Origin of the sequence: Actinocorallia sp. A-T 12471, assembly GCF_033875155.1 — a bacterium.
GTDB lineage: Bacteria > Actinomycetota > Actinomycetes > Streptosporangiales > Streptosporangiaceae > Actinocorallia.
Genome location: NZ_JAWZTE010000005.1, coordinates 350150 through 372389, shown reverse-complemented (window position 1 = coordinate 372389; position 22240 = coordinate 350150). Strand labels below are relative to the sequence as shown.

Sequence of the window (22240 nt, the reverse complement as noted above, 5' to 3'; positions counted from 1 at the left end):
TCCAGCCCACGAGGCTTTCGGGTCAGCGGATGAGGATGAGGCCGCAGCTGTAGGCGCGGGCGTGGCCGATTCCCTGGGTGAGGGCGGTGACGAAGACCTTCGGGTCGGTGACCGTCAGGGTTCCCTTGATCTCCGCGCGGGCGATACGCAGACCCTTGTGCGGTGCCTGGCTTGAGGCGCGTGGAAGGAGACGAAGCGCGAGCCGTTCGGTGTCGGCGACGGCGCCGATGCGGGTGACGCCGTCGGGGGCGACCGCGGGTTCACCGATCGGTTGCAGCCGGCGTGCGAACCAGGTCCGCACGTGTTCGGGGCGGGTGTGCGCCACCCGGACGCCGCGGGTTTTCGGCGGCGAGCCAGGTGCCGGCGGGATACTGCGGACCGGGTTGACGACAGTCCTGAAGTCGACCCGGTCGCCGACCCGGAAAGCGCGATCCACGATGAGGGTCTCCGGCACGTCGGCGAGGGCTCCGCGGGGCATCCCGCTCCAGTCCGCGGGAACCGACGACTGAACCACGAGGTTCACCCTGGCCTGCCGTAGGTCGACGGCCCAGGTCGACAGCACGCCCATCTGGGCACGGGCGTCGCGGCTGCCGTCGTCCACCCAGCCGCCGAAACCGCTCATGACGGTCCGGTGCATGTCCTGCGCGTCGAGGAGGGACCTGGCGACGAACGGGTGCCGCGCGTCGAGGGTCAGCAGGGTCTGGGTGGTGACGAACCTCGCCGCGCCGCCCGGACCTGAGGGTGTGTGCGCGGTGGTGGCCGGTGTGTTCACAGGATGATGTCCCATCCACGGGCGTTCGGGGCGATGGTGATGCGGTGCCGTGTCTCCCAGCGCAGACCGTGAACGCCTCCGTCAGCACCGAACCGTACGGGCTGGTCCGACAGCGGTCCCGCGCCAGGGATCGGGCTCGGGCTCTCGATCCATGCCAGCGGGCGCACACCGGTCGCCGGAGCGGACGGCGAGCCTTCGTAGCGGTGCACGTCAGGGAGCAGCGCGTGCGTCTCGAACACCTCCTTGAGCGCCCCCGGCACAACGCCGAGAGCGAGGTCTCCCGAGGGCGGGCACGCCTTGCGCCCGAGCCAGAGCAGGCGTTTCGGGTGTTCCAGGGCGTGCGCGATCCGGTCAAGGAGCGCCACGTCGGAGTGCTCGAGGCCGACGAGGAAGGCGGCGTCGGCCAGGTACCAGCGTTCGGTGATCAGCGCGTGGCGGTGGACCTGCCCGGAAACGAGCGCCCCTGACTCCGGGTCCGCGGAGACGTACTTCGGCGAGCCGTACCATTCGTCCACCTCCCATCGGCCGAACGCGGTGGACGTCGCACTCTCCGTCCCGGGGATCTCGACGGCCTTGGCGGCGCGCCGGTAGTCGGTGATGAGGTCGCGGGGACGCAGGGGCATGGTTCCTCCGCCGACCGTGTGGTAGTCGCGCAGCGCCGTGCCCGGCCTGTCGGCACGGACTCCGAACCTGACATGCGCGAGTTCGCCAAGGGGCTCGTCCCGGTCCAGGCCGAGAGCGGCGGCACACAGCCCGATCACCCCTGACTTCGTGGGATGGCTCCGGGTGTCGCGGTGGGCGAACCGGCCGGTGACGCCCCATGACTGCAAAGGCCCGGCCAACCGGACGAGCAGGACATGCGTGTCGCTCACGGGATGAGGTCCTCGATCCGCTCCACCACGGCCAACGAGGTCGGCAGGCTCAACTCCCCGAGCAGGGCGTCGACCTCGGGGTCGTAGGTGAGCACGCGTTCGGTCCGCAGATCCGGGCGGCGGCCGCTGACGAACCCGTGGTGGCGCAGCAGTCTGCGGACGGCAGCCGGGCCGGCCGGCCCCTCCCCTCCCGCCGACGCCGGGCCTTCGTCGACCGGCCGCTGGAACGCGGACGCGTAGTTGTAGGGGCGTTCCCCCTCGAACGCGAGGACAAGCGCGGGGAGCGAACCGGTGGACGCCGTGGAGTTCTTCTTCGCCTCAGGGACCGCCTCAACAAAGGCGTTCACGAACTCCGCCTCGGCCTCGGACGCCGCCGCCTCGGCCTCCTCCTCGGCCATCCCCGCGATCCGCAGGTTGGCGCGCAACTGGACGCGGTCGAGAACGGCGTGCCGGTAGAAGGTGCCGGAGATCAGGGACTGGTATCCGGTCATCCCGGCGCCCGCGTCGTCGGCGGAGTCGAGGAAGCTGAGCGCGTTGCGTTTGCGGTCGAGCTTCGCGTCGTCGGCCGCCGCGTAGAAGTCCTCGATCTGCTCCGCTTCGTGCACGGTGAAGGCGTGCCCGGTCTGCACAGCGCCGTCGACGTTCGGGGAGTCGGGGATCTCCGCAAGGAAACGGCCATAGAGGGCGATGTCGATGGCGTCGCGGGGGGCCAGGGCGAGCAGGACCGCGTCACGGGTGGGCCTGGGCAGCGGTGGCAGCGTCGGCTTCGCCGCGGGCGCTTCTTCCGTGGCTTCCGCCGTCTCCGTCTTCCTGGCTCCGCGACGTGGTTTCCGCGCCGCGATCTCCGCCTGCGCCGCGAAATACTCGTCGCGCCACGCCTTGATCTCCTCCGCCGCGGCGGCGATATGGCCGGCGATCCGCGCCGCCGCATCGGACGGCGCGAAGATGAGGACCTTCGTCAGATTCGCCACAGTCCGCTTCTTCGGGTCACCGAACTTCAGGCCGCTCCCCTCCATCACCGCGCGCGTCGTGACGAGCGCATCATCCTTCTCCCAGCCGTGAGCGGACTCCAACTCGCGGCCTGCGAGGATCGCCCACTCCCTCGTCCGCACCCCCATACTCCGCCCACGAAGCGCGCCACGACCTGCGTTGGCGCGGTCGCGGGTGTGGACGCGCTCGGCCCGCCGCCGGGCCTGACTTGTGATCATGTGGCGTTCGACGCCCCCGAAAACGAGGGTCTTGGGCTGCGCGTTCTCGTCACGGACGGGAAGAACCGCGGCGAGCGTCTCGATGAGGTGCAGGGACAGGAACTGGCTCCGTGATGCCTCAGTCACGAGGTGGTGTCCTTCTGTTCGTCGTTGGGTTGGTGCGTGCGGCCCGGTCCTGCTCCGGCGGGGTGTGGAACTCGACCGACCACCAGTAGCCGATCCGCGCCCTGCGGTCGTTCCAGAAGACGAGGTCGTCGGCGAGTTCGGTCCAGGACGGGGGCGGCTGTTCACAGGACCGCAACCGGGTGACGGCGTGCTGGAGATGCCGCCACGGAACACCGCGCCTCGGCGCGGTGATCCGAGCCATGAGGCGCTGGGCCCCGGGGTTGTCCGGCCCGCGCCCCGTCCCGTCGCCGATCCGGCGGGCCGCCTCGCCGAGGCTGCCGGTGCCGTACGAGGGACTGGAACGCCCCTGGTGGTAGATCGCGAACAGGAAGGCGATCCGCTCGAACATGTCACGGTGTTCGTCACCGCCGTACCAGCCCGCTCGGATGTGCGCGTTGGTGCCGCCCCTGGCCCTGCGCAGTTCGGCGAGGGTCCCGTATTCGCGGTTGCGCACGAGGGTGGTGAGCCAGGCGGTGAGCGCGGAGCTGTCGTGCGGCACAGGAAGCCGCTCCGGATCCGCTCCGGCGGACGGACGGGGCTCGGTCACGCGTGGATCTCCCCTTTCAGTTCCGCGGGCGCCCAGATGTCGGCGATGTCGTCCTCGAACCGCCGCACGGCGCGGGCCCGCGCCTGGTAGTTGCGATCGCCCGGCGGCAGCGCGTCAAGACGCCGATGCAGGTGCGCGCGGGCGGTCGCCAACAGGTCGGCCGCATAGGCGAGGAGCGGTTCGGACACCGGGTCCTCGGTCTCCAACCCTCGGTCGACGACCTCGTCGAGCAGCTCGTAGAAGGGCTGCTCCGCGGCCGGCCAGAAAGCCCACCGGGCGTCGAGACGGGCGATCTGGCCCGCCTCGTCGGCGGCCCGCACAGCCGGGAAGGCGGTCTCGGCGGCCACGACCGCCGCGCGCCTCAGGCTCGCCGCGAGATACTCCGCGACCTTGGACCCCCGCCAGGAAGCCCGGTAAAGATGCTCCGCCATCCCCGGGGCGTACGGAAAGGCCCCGTGTGTCCACGCGACCGGCAGCGCGTGGTTGGCCAGCAGCCCCACCGCCCAGAGGTGGTACGGGGCCCCCGACTCCCACCGCTCATGTGGCACTAGTTCGCAGAGCCTCGCGTACAAGCCGGTCTGGTTCTCCACGACTGCGCTGTAAAGCGCGTGCGCCTCCTGCCAGAGCGCCCTCGTGGGGGACGGCCACAGCGGCTTCTCCACGCCATTCATCGTCCTGCTGAACACGGCGTCCTGGAGGTGCAGCTGAGGATCGAGCTCAAGGAGTTCACCGGCGCCTATGACGACCTTGTCGACCAGAATCTGGCCACGCGGTCCCGGACGCGGACGCAGCAGCACTGACCTCCCCAGCGAACTGTGCAGGTCCGCGGCACCCCGAGGCGCCCTGGGCGCTGCCTTCTCCTTGAAGGTCCGGCGCTTGATGCCGCCCGCCGTCCATGACGTGTTGAGCTCGTCCTTCGACCGGTCCCCAGCCGGGTAGAGGTTCAGACGCAGCGTCTCCCCCAGTGTCCGGCCCAGGGCGACGACACGGATTCGTCCCGTGAGCCGAGCCGCCGCGAGATTCGTCACCTTGGGGCCGAGCCGCTCCCCGGACATCCTGGCCCGGCCCGGGAGGCCGTACACGTGCTGCGTGAGGGTGGCCCGAAAGGCGTCGGCCGCCGAGAGCGGACTGTCGGCGTCGAGGTGCTGGTGACTGAAGTGCAGCGAATAGTCGCCCGCGCCTTCGATCAGCAACTGGGCGGTTCCCACACCCTTGTCCTCAAGGTCCTCCTTGAGACAAGAGTTCTGCAGCAGGGGTACCTCCTCGTGGAAGAGGTCCCAGGAACCCGCCGGCTGGCGGTCCAGCCACGCCGCGGCCGGTGCCAGGTCCCTACGCTCCGTGATCCACGTACGCCACTCCTCGTCCGACGACGGACAGGTGCCCGAAGCGAAGCAGATGGCCATCAGATACTCGATGACGGCGACCGTCTCCCCAGGCGACGCACAGTCCACAGACACGAGGTCATCGGCCCTGGCAAGAAGCCCACACAGCGAGTAGTGCGCGACCGCCCCATCAAGCGCGACCGTCGGTACGCACGGCTGGCACCGCGGATCCCAACTGGGACACCACCTCCCAGCGGCTCCAGACAGAGAGGGTTCAGACAATTCCTGACTACCACTCTTTCGACCATGGACAGCGGACAGGCACCGGCTAGGCCGGACTGCGGATCGACGTGTCCCCACACACGCGGGGAAGGAATCGGGCAACGCCCTTGAAGCCGTCGACGGGCCACTCCCGCCATCGCGGGAAGTATTTCCTCGGTTCGCGCACCACATTTTCGGAACAGAGGACGTTCGGGGGTTTCGGGAAAGCGGACGAACAGGAGGACTTACACTGGGAGGTCGCCGAAACAACGGCGGTCCCGGCAGGACCGCACCGGCGGACCCGGCGAGGTCCTTGGGCGGTTCCCGTCCCGCGCACACGGGACAGGAACCGCTGAGTGGCCGGGGCAGGCCGCTCTTGGTGCTTTGGGTGCACCAAGAGCGGCCCTCACCAGAGGTGGTCGACGATCTTGCCCACCACCGCAGCGACCACGATGAGGGTCATCTCCCATCCATGGCGCTCCCACCACTCACGCGGCGACGTCCTCATAGTTCCTCCGTACCTGGACCTCCACCGTGCGATCTGCACGGCGGGCGTCCCGGTACGGCCAAGGCGTCGCCGACACACAGATGTCTACCGCAGCGCACCGGCCTGGTGGGGCAGATTCCTCCAACCGGCATGGCTCGGACGATGGGTCAAGGCCCTCGACGCTGTCGACTCGACTGTGTTTGGCGGTGTCGGCTCAGCGCCGTGCTTCGCGGCTTCGGTCGGGCGGAGATGAACTTCGCTGACTTGGGTTCAGCGGGGGCGGCGGCGGATGAGGATGTTGAGGGTGGTGCGGGCGTCCTTGCGGCGGTCCGGGGTGGGGGCGAGGACGGAGATGAGGGCTACGAGGAACATGACGCCCGTGTACAGCAGGCCGACGCAGCCGCTCAGGGCCGCGGTCCAGTAGAGCAGCTGCGGGAGTTCGGACATTGATCAGGTCCTTTCAGGAGTCGCATCTCGGCTCGTGCGGTGATGGCTCCACGGTCGCGGAAGCCGGGGGCGCGGCAAAAGTTCTGATGGCCCTCATTCCTATTTGCGCAGGTGGGACCGGGATTACCTGACGACTCCGACCTTGAGATTCCGTGTCAGCCGCAGGTGGAGGGGAGACGGTGATCGATATCGACAGGACCGCGCGCAACCGCTTGGGCGCGATGGTCAACGAACTCTGGGAGGCGACGGGCCTGCGGTGCCGCCAGGTGACGGAACTCGGGGTCGCCGACCGGACGTTCCGCAACTGGCGTCGTGGGACTGCCCCGTCGCATGAGCACACCGAGAAGTTCAGGTCCGTGCTGCACTCCCTACAGCAGGCGGCGGGCCGCGAGTTCTACACGGAGGAGGAGTGGCACACCGCCCTGCGCGCGGCACAGGAAGAGGCGTACAGATCTCGGGACAAGCAGCTCGATCGGCCCCGGGCGCATCCTGATCGCCACGTCGTCACCGCGGCCGACCTCCGGAAGCGGATGCGCGAACGCAAGGTGATGGACGCGTTCGTCGGCGACCCAAGTCCTCGGGCCGCGTCATACCTGTGCTGGTATGCCGATGCTCCCGTCGGCAAGACCACGTTGCTCGCCGACTACGTGCGGCGGCCTCCGGCCGACGCCGACATCTTGTCCTACCTCGTCTCCCCCACGTACGGCACCGACACACGTGCCAGGGTCGAGACCGAGATGGCGGCTCAGATCGCGGTGTTGCTCGGCACTCCGCTACCCGATGTTCCCCGGGGCGTCGGGGCGTGGAAGGCCCTCTTCACCGAGGCCGCAAGAAAGAGCGCGGGCCGAAATCGGCGGCTCCTTCTCGTCGTCGACGGTCTCGATGACGACGCGGCCTGGTCAGGGCTCGCGGCCGACGGAGGGACGAAGGAACCGGCCCGGAGAACGGCCCGTGGCAGCGTCGCCGCCTTCCTTCCCGCGTCTCCGCCGCCCGGTATGCGGATCATCGTCTCGCTCAGACGCCGGCTCCGCTTCCCCGACGACCTCCCTGCCCGGCATCCACTACGGGGTGGCAGGAACCTGTGCCTGCGGGAACTCCTCCCGGTCGAAGACGCGCCGCCCGCCCGACGGGAATCACACCACGCCGACTTCAACCGGGTGGTGATGGGCCTGCTCGCCGTCGCGGAGGGCGGTCTTCGCTCGGCGGATCTGGCGGATCTCACCGGGATCCCTGCCGCCGATCTCGACCGCCGTCTGGAAGGACAGCCGGGGCGCTCGTTCCGCCTGGACGATCCGGTGCTCCAGACTTATGCGCTCGCCGACACGGACCTCGTCCGGTCCGTCAAGACAAGGTTGGGCGAGAAGGGCGTCGCCCGGCACACACGGGCGCTGCTCGACTGGTCGCGGCGCTGGTGCGCGGCCGGCTGGCCCGACGGGACTCCCCCGTTTCCGCTGGCGCATCAGCTCCGGCTGCTCACCGGCACGGCGGAACGCGCCGACTATGTGCTTGACCACGTCCGGCTGCGCCGGCTGGCCGACGTGTTCGGCCCGGACGCGGCGCTGGCCCAGCTCGACGCGTTCGAGGAGGAGGTGGGCTCCGCCGGGGAGGTCTCCCCCGCGGGTCTCGCGGTGCTCGTCCGGCTCGCCGCCGCCCGGGCCGTCCTGCGCGGGGAGCCGCGCGAAGTTCCCTTCGAGGCACCCGGGCTTCTTGTTCGGTTGGGCGAGGTCGAGCGCGCCCGCGGCCTCGCGCGTTCCGCGCCGACCGCCGCGGCGAGGAGCGCGCATCTCGCCGACGTGGCGGTGGAGATGGCCCGCTCCGGACGGGACGGGGCCGAGGCCGTCGCGCGGGAGGCCGCCGCATGGCTCGTCAACGCCGGCCCGGACTTCCCCGGTCTCCACCGGGACCCCGAGACGCATGCGCGGCTGCTCGGCGCGGCCCGCGAACTCGTCAGGCTGAACTGTCACCACGACGCGCGCCCACTACTCCGTGCCGTGGTCGACGATCCGGCGGCCGGAGTCGAAGCGCTCACCGAGGCGGCCGGGGCACTCGCCGAGATCGGCGACCCGGAGATCAACGAGGCGTTGTGCGCGCGGGCCGAGTCCCTGGGCGCGGGCAGCGTCCGTGCCCGTGCGGCGGCGGTCGACCTCTGGGGAGCCCTGGGACACGCTGTGCCCTCGCTCAGGGAGGTCGCCGTGGCCCACATCCAGACCATCTGCGACGAACTCGGCAGCTCAGCCGGACTCGCCGCCGTCGACGTCATGGCGGTCAGCGCGTCCGCTCTCTTCCGGCTCCGGTACAAACGGCCCTATGCCCGTCACCTGATCGGGACCGCGAGGACCCGGATCACGGAGGCGCTGGCCGACCCGGCGGCGCTGTCCGAAGCGGACCGGGCCCACCTGGACCGCGAGCTTGCCGGAACCTTGGCGCGGATCATCCAGGCAATGCACGACTCCGACGCCACGCTCGGTGTTTCCGCCGTTGGCGAGCAGCTACTGCGGTCCCTTCCAGAAGATCTGCGGGTCGGCCTGCTCGGCGACGACATCGCGGGACGCGCGGCGGAGATCGTCGCGACCTCCGTGGAACGCAGGAAGCAGGTGACGCGGAAATGGGCTGCCGAACAGCGGGCGAAGAAGAACGCGAAGCGCCGGGACTACTACGCGCAGCAACAGGGGTGGGCCAAGGACCGACGGGCAGGGAACGCCGGGCGGGCGCAACAGGTCGCGTCGCCGCCTCGGCAGAGGGGATCGCAGGAGCCGGAACTCACCGCCAGCGGGGGTCCCCTGCGAGAGGCGTACGACCACCTCGCCGCGGGGGATCTCCTGCGCAGCCGGAAGTCACTGGACGACGCCCTGCGCAGCCGCCGCGCTTCGTCCGGGCAGCCCTTGGTCCCGGGGAACTGGACGGTGGACCTGGCGCAGGCGCTGGGCACAGCCGGCGAGTTCAGCGCGGCCGAAGCCCTCGCTGAGCACCTGCCCGTCGGGCCGGACCGCGCACGCCACCTCGCGGCGCTGTCTCTCGGGTGCTCCCTCGGTGGGCACGGGCTCGAAGGCCGCCGCTATGCCCGCGAGGCGGCGCGCTCGGCGTCCGGCGGCACCGAACCCGCACTCGCTTACGCGGTCGCCAGAGCTCTCGCCTGGGCTGGGGAAGAACTCGCGGTGGCGGGACTGCCCGACAACGTCCAAGCCCTGACGGCCATCGCGGCCGGGCTCGTACGCCACCGCCCGGAGGAGGCCGCAGGTATCACCGGGCCCCTCATCGAGAAGCTCACACGGCGGAACTCCCCGGGAAGCGCCCTGCGCGTCGTTCCCGACCTCGCGGCTCTCCTGCTCGCTTACCCCGACGTCCGGCGACCCGACCCCAAGCTGTCCGAAGCGCTCCGCGACGCCGCACTCAACCTCGCCCGGAAGCCACCGCCACGGCACGCACCTTCCACAGCCGTCATCTCCCTGCTGACGCGGCTCGGTCTCCTCTCAGAAGAGGACACCCATGTCGTCACGGCGGAGACTGACACCTGGCGGCACTCCCACAGGTCAGGGCAGACGCCTTGCGGCGAACTCGCCGTGCTCTTCGCCATGGACGGCGACACCGCCGCCCTCGACCGCCTCGTGAAGGCGGCCCGGACGCCGGACGCGCAGACGGCGATACTCAGTGCGGCAGCCGCCTACTTCGCGGGAGTTCCTGTGGCCCCGACCGTGGCCCGCGCAGCCGCACACCGCGTGGTACGGACCTGCCTGGCACTCACCCGCGCAACCGAAACCGAAGCTCCGCCAGCCGAGGCCCCCGCCCGAACTTTCACACAACGCCTCCTCAAAACCGGCGGATGGCCCCCAACCATCCCCCTCCTTCCCACCCTCGCCCCCGATTCCCTGACCCCCCTCGCCACACTCACCGGACACATGCTTAAGTTGCGGGATGCTGGGTGGGTCGGTAGAGGGCCGCTTGTGTCGGGAAGGCTGCGATGACGGTGGAATCGCGTCATATAGCGCCGGCGTACACTGCGGATTGGCAGGTTTGGCTGGCTGAGAACCTGCTCCGCGGTGTTGAGACGGACAAGATCGTCGCCAAGATGGTCGATCATGGCTTCGCGGTCGGCGACATTCGGGGATGGATCGCCGCGCAGCGGGAAGCGCCCGCCTTTCGTGCGGCGTTGAGGGTTCAGGCTGAGCAGCATAAGTTGCGCTCTTTGACTGACGCGCTGAGCGACCAATGGCGTCAGTCCCCCACCGCCACGGTCGTCCCGGTGATGGACCCGCCCGACGTCGACGCGTTCTTCACGAACCACTATTTCGCGAACCGCCCGGTGGTTCTGCGCGGGCTCGCCGCCTCCTGGCGCGCGGTGAGCCGCTGGACGCCGGAGTACTTCGCCGAGTCCTTCGGAGACCGCACCGTCGAGATCACCGCCGGCCGTGACGCCGACCCCCGGTTCGAGGACAACTTCGTCGCGCACCGCACCGAGGTCGCCATGCGCGACTTCGTCAAGGACGTCATGGACGGCACGGGCAACGACCGTTACCTCGTCGCCAAGAACCACGTGCTCCAGCGCCCCGAATTTCAGACCCTCCTTGACGACATCCGCTGCCCGGACGGATTCCTGGATCCTGCGGGGCTGAGGGAGTCGGCGAAACTGTGGTTCGGACCCCTCGGCACAGTCACCCCTTTCCACCACGACGCGTGCAATATCCTGTTCGTCCAGATCTACGGGTCCAAGAAGGTCCGCATGGTGGAACCGCACGAGCTTCCGCGCCTGTACAACGACCGAGAGTGCTTCAGCCCCGTCGACCTTGACGACATCGACCTCGATCGCTTTCCTTGGATGACGGACGTGCCCGTGGCCGAGGCCGTCGTGCGCCCGGGCGACGCGCTGCTCATCCCGCTCGGCTGGTGGCACTGGGTCAAGTCCCTCGAGGCGAGCATCTCGCTGTCTTTCACCGGATTCGCCCTCCCCGGCCGCCCGAGCATCTGGCGGTACCGCTGAGCGAACACGCTCACTCCGCGCGGTAGTTCCCAAGCAGCAGGTCGGCGAAGGTCGTCGTCTGCCACAGCACGCACGCCACGTCGTTGTGGAGGGGGCGCCGGCGCAGCAGCACATCGGTGGCGTCGTACATCTGCAGCCCGTCACGGGAGAAGTCGTAGCCGACGTCGATGAGGAGCGTGTCGAGCGCGGACACTCCCGCGATGACTTCCAGCCGCAGCCCGAGCAGCGGGGCGGCCCGGCGTAGGAGCGTCGTCGGGTAGCGGTAGACCTGGGGGTGCCCGTAGGTCGCGAAGCAGACCGGCGGGTCCTCCAGCGCGGCCGCCGTCACCGTCGCCGCCATCTTCTGATACGACGGCAGGCGCGGCTTCCGCTCCTCGTACAGGTGCAGGAGGCTCACGACCTCGGGGTTGAGCGAGCGCAGGTACTCCTCGACACCCGGCGTGGCGTCTACCGTGAACACACGCCGGCACCTGCTGACGACGGCCTCCGCCTCCCGCGTCAGATGGTGGACGCCGAGCACGCCGAGTCCTACCGCCGCGATGTCGAACGGCGCTTCCGCGGTGGGTCCACTCATACGATCCTCCTCATCAGGGCCTCGGCGGCGGCGAAGCGTTCGTCGGGGGTCTCCGCGCCGAGCACAGCCTCGACCTCCGGCCGCAGCGCCTCGACGACGAGAGCGTCGAGATCCGGATCGTCCAGCGGCCCCCACGCCTCCTCGAACGACCCGCTGAACGGCGAAGGAAAAGGCCATGGCGAGGGCGACGGAGACGGGAAGGGGGAAGGGAACGGAGCTGGCGTAGGGAAGGGCGAGGGAGCCGGATAGGGCGAAGGCGAGGGCGCTGGTGACGGCGAAGGATAGGGCGAGGGATACGGGGGCGGATACGGCGGCACCGGCGTGGGATCAGGATGGGGAGGCAGCGGATACGGCCCCGGCTCAGGGCTGGCGGCGCTTGCCGGGGCGGAGGAACTTCCGGCCTGGGAGGTCGTGGCGGCGCTGGAGAACGGGGGCGAGCCGGCGCTGCTCTGGGCACCGCTTACCGTCGAGCCCCCGACGCCCACGCCCACGCCCACACCGCACCCATCGCCAGCTCCCGCACCGACGCCTACTCCCGCTCCGCACCCTTCGCCTGCTCCCTCACCGACATCAACGACGGCGCATGGCCGTGGTTCTGGCTGGGGTCGGCTTGCTAATCGGACTACCAGTCCGTATCTTAATCCGGACCAGTAGTCCGATTGATTGGAGGGGCGTATGTCTGCGGCTATGGATGTGTTCGGGAGGCTTGCCGCGGTGAGTGTGGAGGGTGGGGGGCCTGAGGCGATGCTTGATCTGTGTGGGGAGGACGTGGTGTTCGAGTTTCCGTTCGCGCCGCCGGGGCGGCCGGAGAGGGTCGAGGGCAAGGCCGCGCTTCGGGAGTATCTGCGGTCGGTCGCGGACGCCGTGCGGTTGGAGGCGGTGCCCAGTCTTGAGGTTCATGAGAGCGTCGACCCGAATGTGGCGATCATCGAGATGACGACGACGGGGACGGTCACGGCGACCGGGGCGCCCTTCAGGCAGCGGTACGTCGCCATCCTGACCGTGCGCGACGGTCTGATCTCCCACTACCGGGACTATTGGAACCCGTTGTGGAGCGCCCAGTGGAGTGCGGCGTGAGCGGCGTGCTCGTCACCGGGGCGAGCGGCACGACGGGGAGCAGGGTCGCCGCCCGGCTGACGGCGCGGGGCGCGCGGGTGCGGGCCGCCAGTCGGAGCAGCGCGGTCGCCTTCGACTGGTACGACCCCGGCACCCACCGGGGCGCGGTCGACGGCGTCGACCGGATGTACCTGGTGCCTCCCGTCCGCGACCCGGACCCGCAGGCGGTGATGCTGCCGTTCCTCGACCTCGCCCGGACGGCGGGCGTCCGCAGGGTGGTCCTGCTGAGCAATTCCCTGATCGCGGCAGGCGGCCCCTCGACGGGCGTCGTGCACCAGGCGATCTCGGAGACGTTCGAGGAATGGGCGGTGCTGCGCCCCGGCTGGTTCATGCAGAACGTGATCGGCGGCCACGCGCACGCGGCGTGTCTGCGCGCGACCTCCACCATCGCGACCTCGGCCGGCGACGGCCGCGCCGCGTTCGTCGACGCCGGCGACATCGCCGAGGTCGCGGCCGAGACCCTGCTGTCCGCCGTCCCGGCGAACACCGACCTTGTCCTCACCGGGCCGGAATCCCTGAGCTATGACACGGTCGCCGCGATCCTGACGCAGACCACAGGTCGCGAGATCACGCACCGAAGACTCGATCCGGCCGACCAGCCCGCGTTCTACCGGGCCCTGGGGCTCCCCGAAGCCACCGGCCACTTCCTCGTGGCCATGGACTCGATCGTCGCGGCGGGCATGGAGGACCGCACGACCGATACGGTGGAGCGCGTGACCGGCACCCCCGCGCGTTCGTTCCGCGACTTCGCCATGGCGGAATTCCCCGGGTGACGATGAGGGAACGCGCCGACGCCGCCCGCAACCGCCAGGCCATCCTGGCCGCCGCGAGCACCTTGTTCGACACGGCCGACGACCCGTTGAAGGTCACCATGGACGATGTCGCGGCCGCGGCCGGCGTCGGCAAAGGCACCCTGTTCCGGCGTTTCGGCGACCGCGCGGGGTTGCTGCAGGCCCTCTTCGACACCCGGATCGACGGTCTGCGGGCCGCGATCGTCGACGGGCCGCCGCCCCTCGGCCCGGGCGTCCCGCCGCGTGAACGCCTGCTCGCCCTCCTCGACGCCATGGTCCAGTTCAAGCTGGACAACCGCAGGCTCACCCGCGCCCTGGAGCAGACGTCCGAACGCGCGTCGTTCCTCGAATCGCCGAGCTACCTGCTCGCCCACGCCCTGTTCACCGATCTGCTCACTGACCTGACCGGCCGGGAGCGCGCCGCCTGGACCGCACACGCCCTCCTGTCCTTCACGCGCATCGACCTGCTGGAGCGCCTGCTCGCCGACCAGCCGTGGACGCCCGAGCGCCTCCGCCAGGAGATCCAGGACGTCGCCGCCGGAATCCTCGGCCCCGCACAGGACCAGGCCGGACGCTGAGTCCACGCAGCACCCGCGACCGGGGACTGAGGTCCCCGGCCCGGAATCAGGGCCCCCGGCGCAGCAGTGCGCTCCAGAACCTCCGCGGACGGAAGGGGCGGCGGGTCCGCCTGCGCGGGTCGTACACAAGACCCTCCAAGGGTGGTGGGTGGTCGGGCCTCGGCGTCATTTCGCTGGGTGGGTCAGGGTTGGTGTTGTTTGGGTGAGTCTGGTGTGTTCGGTTTTGGTGGGGGGGATGTGGGTCATTGCGAGGCGGAGGATCGGGGGGGCCATGAGTGAGGTGGTGATGGCGATGAGGATGATGATGGTGTAGGCGGTGGGGGTGAGGATGCCCAGGCGTAGGCCGACCGTGGCGACTATGACTTCGATGACGCCGCGGGCGTTCATGCCCGCGCCGAGGGCGAGTGCCTCCCAGCGGGTCAGGCCGCACAGGAGTGCGCCCGCGAAGGCGCCGAGGAACTTGCCGGCGATGGCGACGGCGAGGACCGCGAGCGCGGCGAGCAGGACGGGGCCGTCGCCGAGCGCGGTGAGGTCCATGCGGAGTCCGACGATCGCGAAGAACACCGGGGCGAGCACCGACATGACGAGGGCGCGCAGCACGGGCAGGTCGTCGGAGGTCGCCGCCCGGGTGCCGCCCAGGACGATGCCCGCGACGAACGCGCCGAACACGGGTTCAAGGCCGAGCCGCTGCGCGCCCGCGGCTGCGAGCAGGACGAGCGCCGCGATCGCCGACGCCGTCGCGCCCGGCGTGCGGGCGGTCCGCGCGCTGAGCAGCCCGAGCGGCCGACGGAGCAGGGCAGCCATGGCGAGGACGAGAAGGAGGCCGCCGATCGAGGTGAGCACGTGGTCGGCCCGGACGCCGGTGGTCGCCATGGCCGAGACGATCGCGAGCAGCAGCCAGCCGACGGCGTCGTCCACCATGCCGACGGTGAGGGTGAGCTGTCCGATGTCCCGGTGCAGCAGGCCCATGTCCATGAGCGTCTTGGCGATGACGGGGATGGCGCTGACGCACATCGCGACGCCGAGGAAGAGCGCGAACACGTGCCGGTCGGCGTCCGGGGGGACGAGGCCGTCGGCGAGCAGCAGCCCGCACCCGACGCCGAGGCCGAGCGGGATCACCAGGCCGAACGCGCTGATGACCGCCGCTGACCTGCCGCGCCTGCGCACGAGGCGCAGGTCGAGGTGGATGCCGGTGAGGCCGACCAGCAGGAGGACGCCGATCTGCCCGAGCGCGTCGAGCAGGTGGAACTGGCCGGGGTCCTTGGGCAGCAGCCATGCGGTCAGGCCCGGCAGCAGCTGGTCGGCGACGGACGGGCCGAGCAGCACCCCCGCGCACAGCTCCCCGACCACGGCGGGCAGGCCGAGCCTCCTGGCGAGCGCGCCGAGCAGGAGCGCCACGGCGAGCAGCACCCCGACCTGGGTCAGGAAGGTCATGAGCTGGTCCGGGCCGAGCAGCGGGACGGGGGTCATGCGCGGCCACCGTCCGTCCGCTCAAGGGGGTGCGCGGCCCGGGCCGGTGGGACGAGCCGTGACGTGATCAGCCGCGCCAGGGCGCGCGCCTGCGTCTCCAGGTAGAAGTGGCCGCCGGGGAACCTGACGACCTCGGTCTCGCCGGTGGAGTGCCAGCGCCAGTTGTCGATCTGGGCGTCGGTGAAGATGTCGTCGGCGCCGCAGCAGGCGACGATGTCGGCGTCGATCACCGACCGCCGTTGCAGCGGGGTGAAGGTCGCCGACAGGCAGAAGTCCCCGCGCAGGACCTCCGCCGACCTGTGCAGCAGCGCGGGGTTCGCCAGGACGCACGGGGGCAGCGCCCCTCCCGCGATCCGCGCCACCTCGACGATCTCCGCGTCGGAGTACCGCAGCGGCCACCGGTCGAACGGCAGGACGGCGGTCAGCGGGTCGGCGTTCGCCGAGGCGAAGAACGTGGTGCAGTAAGGGCCGCCCGCCCGTTCCAGTTGCGAGGCGAGCACAAGCCCGAGGTGCGCGCCGAGGCTGTGCCCGAAGATGGCGATCGGCCCTTCGAGGTCGGCGACCTGCCCGCGCAGGTCGCGCACGGCCGCGCCGAAGCCGGTGATCCGGCGTTCGCGCCAGCGCCTGCCCCGGCCGGGCAGGTCGAGCGGAACCGGCCTGACGGACGGCGGGAGTTCCGCCATCAGCCCTGCGAAGATCTGTGCGGTGCCGCCGGCGTGGGGCAGCAGCACCAGGGGCGTTTCCACGACGCCGTCCTTTCCTGCCTCGCTGCCGGGCCGGGCGGCGACGGCTTCGTCGCCGCCCGGCCCGGGGCTCAGGGCTGGTGGGGGGAGAAGGTGAAGCCCCGCCTGCTGCGGCGCACGGTCCTGTTGTGCCGGTAGCGGTCGGTGCCGGAGACCAGGACCGCGCCGTACTCGGTCAGGTCGATGCCGCCGCCGTACTCGGCTACGCCGTCGGTGCCCGGGTAGATCCGGACGCTGGTGGGGACGTACCGAGCGGTGAAGCCCATGCGGTAGTCCTTCTTGGCTCCGGTGTGCGGAAGCGAGGCGTGCATGAGCGTCGACCAGAAGATGACGCACTCGCCGGGCCGCATGACCAGCGGGAACGCCTGGGACTCGTCAGGCTTCCAGTCCGGGTCCTTCTGGAGCCGTCGGTAGTCGTAGCCGTAGAACCCGCGCTTGATGTCGTCCTTGACCCGTCGGTTGATGGCGGCCGGATCGTAGGCCATGCCCTTGGACTCGTCGTAGTTCATCGACGTGTGCGTGCCGGGCATGAGCTGGAGGCAGCCGTTCTCCTTGGTCGAGTGGGTGAAGGCGGTCCACGCGGTGATCGCCCCGCCGAACGCGGGCTGCTTCTCCACGGACGGCCAGACGATCTGCGGGGTGCCGCTGGCGTGCCCGAACGTCGCGGCCTGGTGCCAGTCGGTACCCTCGTCGCCCTGGAACTTGGGGAAGAACTCGCTGCGCCAGCACAGCACGTCGGGGCCGAGGATGGAGGCGACCCGGTCGACGATCTCCGGCTTCATGATGTGCTCGGACAGCAGGTCGATGTCCAGGTGGCGGTCGTAGTTGGCGATGCTGCCCGCGACCTCGCCGGAGTAGATCGCGTGTGACCTGTCGTTGAGCTGGCGGCGGATGGTGTTCCAGCGCGCCGTCATGTCCTCTTCGTCGTAGATGCGGACGGGGCCGAGGTAGCCGTTCCGCTGGAAGGCCGCCTTCTCGGCCTCGGTGAGCCGGAAGCGGCTGCCGGTCGTGGTCATGGATGCGTCCTTTCGGTGGGTGCGGCGCTGTCGCGGGCGACGCGGGCGGCGACCTCGCCGAGGCTGCCCTCGAACAGCGGCTGCATGTCGAGCTCGACCCCGAAGCGCGCCCGCACCTTCGCGATCAGCTCGAGGGCGAGCACCGAGTGGCCGCCCAGGTCGAGGAAGTTGTCGCCGGGCTGCACAGCGCCCTCCTCCAGGAGTTCGGCCGTCCAGCCGAGGATGTGCTCCTCGACCTCCTTCGTCCGCGCGGGACTGTGCGTCTTCTCCTTCACCGTGGGTCCTCTCCCTTCTCGTAGAGCCGTGCGATCATGTCCCGGTCCGCTTTTCCGTTGACGGTCCGGGGAAGTACGTCGAGCCGCAGGTAGTGGGCAGGCCGCATGTAGTCCGGCAGCAGGCCCGCGACGTGGCGGCGCAGGTCCGCGCCGGTCACCTCGCCGCCGGCCCGCGGCACGAAGGCGCAGCACAGACGCCGGTCCCCCGACGCGTAGGCGCGCACGAGCACGACGGCGTCGAGGACCTCCGGGCACTTCCGGACGGCCGCCTCGATCTCCGTCAGCTCGACGCGGTGGCCGCGCAGCTTGACCTGGAGGTCGGCGCGCCCCTCGAACGCCAGGTCCCCGTCTGGGAGCCGGCGCACCAGGTCGCCCGTGGCGTAATACCGCAGGATCGCGCCGCCGTCGGGGTCGGGGGCGTACCGGAACCGCCGCTCGGTGAGCGCGGGCCTGCCGAGGTAGCCGTCGGCCACCTGGGGGCCGGCGAGCCAGAGTTCGCCGACGGTCCCTTCGGGGGCCTCGCCGCCCGCGCCGTCGACGATCCGGACCCCGAAGCCGGGCAGCGCCCTGCCGATCACCGACGCGTCGCGGTCCAGGTCCGCCCGCGTCATGGGGTGGAACGTGGTGAAGACTGTCGTCTCGGTGATGCCGTACCCGTTGACGATCTTCGGACGATCCAGCCCGAACCGGTCGGCCCAGGCGCGCACACTCGAGGCGTCGACCTTCTCGCCGCCGAAGATCACATACCGCAGCCGGGGCAGGGCGCGGTCCGCGGTGAGCGCGGTCTCGGCGAAGGACGCGAACGCGGTCGGCGTCTGGTTGAGGACGGTGACGCCCTCGTCCGCGACGATCCGCAGGCACTCGCGCGGGCTGCGTGCGGTCCCCGGCGGCATGAGCACGACGGCTCCCCCGGTGGACAAAGCACCCCAGATCTCCCAGACGGAGAAGTCGAACGCCAACGAGTGGAACTGGAGCCATCGGTCCTCCTCGGAGAAGTCGAAAACCTCGCGCGCCGCCCTGAGCAGGGCGACGGCGTTCGCGTGCTTGACGGGCACGCCCTTGGGCCGGCCGGTGGTCCCCGACGTGTAGATGACGTAGGCGACGTCGGCCGCCGTCGGGCCCGGGATCGGCGCGGCGTCTCCGTCCCTCAGGTCGTCAAGGAGGCCGAGCGGAAGAAGGCGCGGCGCGTCGAGTCCGTCCTGGGGGACGCCGACCAGGACGCCGGCGCGGCAGTCGGCGAGGACGAAGCGGTTGCGGTCCGGCGGGTTGCGCAGGTCGAGCGGGACGTAGGCCGCGCCGCAGCGCAGGATGCCCAGGATCGCGACGACCGCCTGCGGCCCGGCGGGCATGCGCAGCGCCACGAGGTCGCCGCGCGCCACGCCGCGCTCGTGCAGCGCGCTGGCGACGCCGTGCGACCAGCGGTCGGCCTCCGCGTAGGTGAGCGCCGCGCCGTCCAGCAGGACCGCGGGGTGGTCCGGCCGCGCCGCGACCGCGGCGTCGAAGAGATCGAGCAGATGCGCGGACGCGATGTTCGGCATGCCTTCACGGGTGCGCACGGTCGCCTCCTTCGGCAGGAGCGGTCAGCGCGGCAATCTGGCGGGCGACGTCACGCGCCTGGAAGGTGGCCGCGCGGAAGAAGTTGGCGAACGGGACGCGCAGCCCCGAGGCGGGGCCGATCGCCCAGATGCGCTCCGGCCCGTGGCCGGGCGACAGCACCATCCGGAAGGAGGCGTCGAGCTGGGTGACGGCATGGGCGTCGTGGGGCGGCGCGGTCAGGTACAGGGTCCGGCGGCGCGCGTGCAGGGGCGGCGGGTCGAACCCCGTCGCGGTGACCACGAGGTCGAACCCGGCGGGGTCCACTGAGCCGAAGTCCGCGACGCCCAGCGCGCCGCGCTCGATGTGCTCGAGCATGCGGTGGGCGGTGGGCAGGGCGATCGCGGTGACGTAGCGCCACAGGAACTTGTCCTTGGCCACCGGCAGCGCGCGGTCGCACAGCACGTCGAGGATGCCGATGACCGAGTCCTGCCACGGGCACGCGTCGGCCTCCGCGAGCTTGGTCTCCTCGCGCAGCCGGTCGAACGGATCGGCGGCCCGCGAGAGCTGCTCCGCCAGCGGCGGATGGCCCTTGCTCCGGGTGTCGCGGTCGAGCAGCCGGTAGACGTCGGCGGGCAGGTCGATCGTGCCGAGGTCGACCTCGGCCGGGAGGGTGCGGGTGCGCACGGCGGGGAACTCGCCGGACCGCGAGGTCATCACCACCTCGCTGCCCGCGTCGCAGAGCACGAGCGCGGCGTCGATGCCGGACTGTCCCTGCCCGACGACCAGCGCCCGGCGCGGCTGCGGGTTCGTGCGCAGCCGCCGCGACGGGAACGGCGGCAGTCCCCTGAGCCCCGGCACCCGGCGCAGGGGCCCCGCGCCGACCGCGATGACCGCCGCGTCGACGGGGAGCCGCCGCCCGTCCGACAGCACGGCGTGGTAGCCGTCGCCGTCGGCGGTGATCCGCCGGCATGCCGCGCTGACGCGTTCGACGGCGCAGCCGCGCGCGGCCGCCCGCCGACAAGCCGCCCGATAGCGGTCACGGTAATAGCGGCCCATCACGAACCTGGGAGTGGCCGTCGGCCGCTCTCCCCCGAGGAAGTCGAGGAAGTCGTCGGGGCGGTCGGGGAAAAGCGAGTTGATCCCCGGTGAACTGTTCGCCAGGAGCAGCGGATCTTCGTCATCGAACACCGACGGGTAGTCGCGGTCGTCGGGATCGACGACGATGATCGACGACCCGGCCGGCGCGGTCTCGACAAGGTGCACGACCGCCGCGGTGCCGGTGGCCCGGCCGCCCACAATGAGGACCCGAAAGGCTCCGGAAGACGCCGGACCGCGTTTCCCCTGATCCGCCGGAATCGAATCGGCGGCACTCACCATCGCCCTCATCTCCTGTTTCCCTCACCTGATTGGAGAAGCCAGGAGATCTCACCTCATCCCGTTCCGTCCACCTTCACGGAACGCGGACTGTTGAACGTGATGAAAGAAATGCCCGCGCGCGGACGCCGACGCCTGACCGTCGATGTGCTAAATCGCCGAGCATTCCCCCGCTGATCGCCACACATTTGCGAAAAGACCTCGATCGGCGGCGGAAATATTCCTATTGACAGCGCGTCCACCACGGTTGTTCAGTCGATCTGAACCATTCGCCGACACCGGAAAGGAAGCGTTCGCAGTGTCCAAGACCCGACGCCGGGACCCCAATCACGCCCTGCGCGGGCTCATGGCGGAGGCCGGGTACTCCAACACCGCGCTGGCCTCGGCGGTGAACCGGGTGGGCCGGGAGGTCGGCCTCGCGCTCCGCTACGACAGGACCGCCGTGTCGCACTGGCTGGCCGGCACCGCACCGCGCCGGACGGCGGCCCCGCTGATCGCCGAGACGCTGTCACGCCGCCTCGGGCGTCCCGTCGGCGTCGCCGAGCTCGGCGCGCCGGTGCGCGCGGAGACCATGCCCGGCACCCGGTCAAGCGGCGCGCTGGCGATCACCGAGGTGACCGCCCTCGCCGAGCTGGACGGCCGCCCATCCCGCCGCGCCGCGACGCCGATCGCCTACGACCTGAACTGGACCCGGTCGGTCGGCGCGCCCCCCGCGCCGGCCGACCGCCGCGAGTCCTCGGGCGAACGGTGGCGCGTCGGTCCCGGTGAGGCGGCTCTCGCCGAGCAGGCCGTCGCCCTGTTCGCCCGCAGCGCCGACCGGATCGGCGCGGGCCATGTGCGCTCGTCGATCAGCGCCTACCTCGTCTCGCCGATCTCCGGCTGGCTCACCAGCGCGGCCCCGGACAGGACGCATCGCCGCCTTCTCACCGCGGCTGCGCAACTCGTGCACCTGCTCGCCGACGTCTGCGCCGACGCTGGCGTTTACGGGCTCGCCCAGCGCTACCACGCCGCGGAACTCCGGCTCGCGCACGAGGCCGACGACCCCGTCATGCGGGCCATGGCCCTGCGCGCGATGAGCAAGCACGCCCGCCACCTCGGCCACCTCGCCGAGGCCGCGAACCTCGCCGAGACGGCGCTGCGCACCGCGGGCACGGGCGCGGCGGCGAGCATCCGGTCGTTCCTGCTGGCCGAGGTCGCGGTCACCGCGGCCCTGACCGGTGACGCGCGGCGCGCGACCCGCTCGATGGACCGCTCACTGCGGCTTGTGGAGGGCAAGGGCGGCGGCGTGCGACATCCGTTCACGCACTACCCGCTCGCCGCCGCCCACTTCCAGCACGCGCTGGTGCGCGAGGCGTTGCGGGAACCCGGGGCCGCCGCCGAGGCGCTGCGCTGCTCCCTCGCCGAGCGCGACGTCTCCGAGCACCGCGCGCTGGCGCACTCGCTCGCGCTGCTCGCCTCGTTCCAACTCGCCGGCGGCAGGGTGGAGACGGCCTGCGAGTCATGGCGCGTGTTCCTGCTCCATTATCGGCATCTCAACTCCCGGCAGGCGGACCAGCGCCTGCACGAACTCCGCAGCCTTCTCACCCCTTATCGCCGCAGCACGGCGGTCCAGAAAATTCTGTGCGAGGCCGCCCGCGTCACCGCCGAAAAGTAAACAACGAACTTCAGCGCCTTTCGGAAGAATCCGCACTCCCCGCGGTGAATACCCCTC

19 protein-coding genes are annotated in these 22240 nt (G+C 70.8%); 6 read left to right on the top strand and 13 right to left on the bottom strand.

The window, feature by feature from the left end:
- Positions 1–22: 22 nt before the first annotated feature.
- The 6 genes from R9X44_RS17260 to R9X44_RS17235 form a co-directional block, all read right to left on the bottom strand.
- Positions 23–772, bottom strand: coding sequence for a type I-E CRISPR-associated protein Cas6/Cse3/CasE (locus R9X44_RS17260; RefSeq protein WP_319815199.1), 750 nt, complete (start codon positions 770–772; stop codon positions 23–25).
- Entirely contained in the window at positions 769–1644 is an 876-nt protein-coding gene (gene cas5e, locus R9X44_RS17255) for a type I-E CRISPR-associated protein Cas5/CasD (RefSeq protein ID WP_319815198.1), read from the bottom strand. Before cas5e ends, R9X44_RS17260 begins: the two co-directional genes overlap by 4 nt.
- Positions 1641–2978, bottom strand: coding sequence for a type I-E CRISPR-associated protein Cas7/Cse4/CasC (locus R9X44_RS17250; protein WP_319815197.1), 1338 nt, complete (start codon positions 2976–2978; stop codon positions 1641–1643). The genes cas5e and R9X44_RS17250 overlap by 4 nt, the downstream gene beginning before the upstream one ends.
- Positions 2971–3564: a type I-E CRISPR-associated protein Cse2/CasB gene (gene casB, locus R9X44_RS17245; RefSeq protein WP_319815196.1), complete on the bottom strand. Its 594-nt coding sequence runs from the start codon at positions 3562–3564 to the stop codon at positions 2971–2973. The genes R9X44_RS17250 and casB overlap by 8 nt, the downstream gene beginning before the upstream one ends.
- Positions 3561–5168: a type I-E CRISPR-associated protein Cse1/CasA gene (locus R9X44_RS17240; protein WP_413774951.1), complete on the bottom strand. Its 1608-nt coding sequence runs from the start codon at positions 5166–5168 to the stop codon at positions 3561–3563. Before R9X44_RS17240 ends, casB begins: the two co-directional genes overlap by 4 nt.
- Positions 5169–5904: 736 nt before the next feature.
- Positions 5905–6081, bottom strand: a complete 177-nt coding sequence (locus tag R9X44_RS17235) for a hypothetical protein (RefSeq protein WP_319815194.1) — start codon at positions 6079–6081, stop codon at positions 5905–5907.
- Between the two features lie 179 nt (positions 6082–6260).
- Between R9X44_RS17235 and R9X44_RS17230 the strand changes: the two genes are divergently transcribed.
- Complete coding sequence (locus R9X44_RS17230) at positions 6261–10043, top strand: hypothetical protein (protein ID WP_319815193.1); 3783 nt, start codon at positions 6261–6263, stop codon at positions 10041–10043.
- A 221-nt stretch (positions 10044–10264) separates the two neighbouring features.
- Entirely contained in the window at positions 10265–11056 is a 792-nt protein-coding gene (locus R9X44_RS17225; protein ID WP_319815192.1) for a cupin-like domain-containing protein, read from the top strand.
- Positions 11057–11066: 10 nt separating this feature from the next.
- Here R9X44_RS17225 and R9X44_RS17220 read toward each other — a convergent pair whose 3' ends face one another.
- Positions 11067–11630 (bottom strand): SAM-dependent methyltransferase, encoded by a 564-nt coding sequence (locus tag R9X44_RS17220; protein ID WP_319815191.1) that lies wholly within the window; start codon positions 11628–11630, stop codon positions 11067–11069.
- Between the two features lie 687 nt (positions 11631–12317).
- Between R9X44_RS17220 and R9X44_RS17215 the strand changes: the two genes are divergently transcribed.
- The 3 genes from R9X44_RS17215 to R9X44_RS17205 are packed head-to-tail and all read left to right on the top strand — an operon-like array spanning position 12318 to position 14115.
- Positions 12318–12707, top strand: a complete 390-nt coding sequence (locus R9X44_RS17215; protein ID WP_319815190.1) for a nuclear transport factor 2 family protein — start codon at positions 12318–12320, stop codon at positions 12705–12707.
- On the top strand, positions 12704–13519 hold the full coding sequence (locus tag R9X44_RS17210) for an ergot alkaloid biosynthesis protein (RefSeq protein WP_319815189.1): 816 nt from the start codon (positions 12704–12706) through the stop codon (positions 13517–13519). The genes R9X44_RS17215 and R9X44_RS17210 overlap by 4 nt, the downstream gene beginning before the upstream one ends.
- 2 nt (positions 13520–13521) lie before the next feature.
- The gene (locus tag R9X44_RS17205) at positions 13522–14115 is read left to right on the top strand and encodes a helix-turn-helix domain-containing protein (RefSeq protein ID WP_319815353.1); all 594 of its coding nucleotides are present in this window, start codon (positions 13522–13524) and stop codon (positions 14113–14115) included.
- A 165-nt stretch (positions 14116–14280) separates the two neighbouring features.
- Here the strand turns inward: R9X44_RS17205 and R9X44_RS17200 are convergent, their stop codons facing one another.
- From R9X44_RS17200 to R9X44_RS17175, 6 genes are all read right to left on the bottom strand, one after another.
- The gene (locus tag R9X44_RS17200) at positions 14281–15585 is read right to left on the bottom strand and encodes a cation:proton antiporter (RefSeq protein WP_319815188.1); all 1305 of its coding nucleotides are present in this window, start codon (positions 15583–15585) and stop codon (positions 14281–14283) included.
- Positions 15582–16331 carry a thioesterase II family protein gene (locus R9X44_RS17195; protein ID WP_319815187.1) on the bottom strand — a complete coding sequence of 250 codons (750 nt, stop codon included), beginning with the start codon at positions 16329–16331 and terminating at the stop codon, positions 15582–15584. Before R9X44_RS17195 ends, R9X44_RS17200 begins: the two co-directional genes overlap by 4 nt.
- Positions 16332–16399: 68 nt before the next feature.
- A complete protein-coding gene (locus R9X44_RS17190) occupies positions 16400–17344 on the bottom strand; it encodes a chlorinating enzyme (RefSeq protein ID WP_319815186.1) in 945 nt (314 codons plus the stop codon).
- Positions 17341–17619, bottom strand: a complete 279-nt coding sequence (locus R9X44_RS17185; protein ID WP_319815185.1) for an acyl carrier protein — start codon at positions 17617–17619, stop codon at positions 17341–17343. The genes R9X44_RS17190 and R9X44_RS17185 overlap by 4 nt, the downstream gene beginning before the upstream one ends.
- Complete coding sequence (locus R9X44_RS17180) at positions 17616–19175, bottom strand: amino acid adenylation domain-containing protein (RefSeq protein ID WP_319815184.1); 1560 nt, start codon at positions 19173–19175, stop codon at positions 17616–17618. The genes R9X44_RS17185 and R9X44_RS17180 overlap by 4 nt, the downstream gene beginning before the upstream one ends.
- Entirely contained in the window at positions 19162–20451 is a 1290-nt protein-coding gene (locus R9X44_RS17175) for an FAD/NAD(P)-binding protein (protein WP_319815183.1), read from the bottom strand. The genes R9X44_RS17180 and R9X44_RS17175 overlap by 14 nt, the downstream gene beginning before the upstream one ends.
- Before the next feature lie 376 nt (positions 20452–20827).
- On the opposite strand from R9X44_RS17175, the gene R9X44_RS17170 reads away from it, so the two are divergent.
- On the top strand, positions 20828–22183 hold the full coding sequence (locus R9X44_RS17170; protein ID WP_319815182.1) for a hypothetical protein: 1356 nt from the start codon (positions 20828–20830) through the stop codon (positions 22181–22183).
- Positions 22184–22240 lie beyond the last annotated feature (57 nt).

Bases quoted from the DNA above. Each gene is read 5' to 3' on its own strand.
- R9X44_RS17215 (WP_319815190.1), top strand. From the start codon at position 12,318: ATGGATGTGTTCGGGAGGCTTGCCGCGGTGAGTGTGGAGGGTGGGGGG.
- R9X44_RS17220 (WP_319815191.1), bottom strand. From the start codon at position 11,630: ATGAGTGGACCCACCGCGGAAGCGCCGTTCGACATCGCGGCGGTAGGA.
- R9X44_RS17235 (WP_319815194.1), bottom strand. From the start codon at position 6,081: ATGTCCGAACTCCCGCAGCTGCTCTACTGGACCGCGGCCCTGAGCGGC.
- R9X44_RS17205 (WP_319815353.1), top strand. From the start codon at position 13,522: ATGAGGGAACGCGCCGACGCCGCCCGCAACCGCCAGGCCATCCTGGCC.
- R9X44_RS17190 (WP_319815186.1), bottom strand. From the start codon at position 17,344: ATGACCACGACCGGCAGCCGCTTCCGGCTCACCGAGGCCGAGAAGGCG.
- R9X44_RS17200 (WP_319815188.1), bottom strand. From the start codon at position 15,585: ATGACCCCCGTCCCGCTGCTCGGCCCGGACCAGCTCATGACCTTCCTG.